Source organism: Bartonella sp. AC158YNML (genome assembly GCF_042196725.1).
GTDB lineage: Bacteria > Pseudomonadota > Alphaproteobacteria > Rhizobiales > Rhizobiaceae > Bartonella.
The window spans coordinates 1-674 of sequence record NZ_JBHIQU010000092.1; the positions used below are offsets into that span (position 1 = coordinate 1).

Annotated in this window: 1 protein-coding gene and 1 pseudogene; both read left to right on the forward strand. The window is 43.2% G+C overall.

Going from position 1 to position 674, the window contains the following annotated elements; genetic code table 11:
* Positions 1 to 351 (forward strand): toprim domain-containing protein (locus ACFIM1_RS09405; RefSeq protein WP_375609870.1); only part of this gene is annotated, 351 nt, incomplete at its 5' end.
* Positions 348 to 674 (forward strand): annotated as a pseudogene (locus ACFIM1_RS09410) (DUF3987 domain-containing protein); the annotation flags it as partial. The gene ACFIM1_RS09405 and the pseudogene ACFIM1_RS09410, both read left to right, overlap by 4 nt.

The following is a 674-nucleotide window of genomic DNA, read 5'->3' on the forward strand; positions in this document are numbered from 1 at the left end:
AAAGCTATGTTGGGATCTGTCACGGGTGGTGCTGTGCATTTAAGCCAAGACAATCCAAAACATCTGGTCATTTGTGAAGGCATTGAAACCGGTCTGGCTCTGCTGTCTGGGTTGTTATCAGAGCCCGTTGATTTATGGGCGTCCCTTTCAACTCATGGCATGATGCATGTGAATTTACCTAAAACCAAAGCCCGTCTCACCATTGCAATGGACGGTGATGAGGCTGGTCGTAAAGCAGGTTTTAACCTCGCTGCGCGTGCCTATAGACAAGGCTTTAAGGTCTTTATCATGCAAGCACCCTACGGTCTAGATTTCAATGATGTTTTGATACTGAAAGGTATAAATAAATGAGAGAGAATAACAACAATATTGTCGATACCAACAATCAAAATGTTTCATGCAATGATAACGATAATGTTTTTTTTAATGATAAGACTTGTTTAGAAGCCATTCCTTATAAGCAAGCATTGCAACAAAATGGTTGGGGGGAATTGCAACCGATTAATACGGCTCTCTTACCCGTCGAGCCTTTTAGCTTATTACAGTTGCCAACGCCATTAATGGACTATGTTTATGACGTTGCGGATAGCCAACAAGCCCCTATGGATTTTATTGCTATCTCTGCTCTCTGTGCTTTGGCTGCTGTGATTGGCAATGGCGTGCGGGTTGCCCCA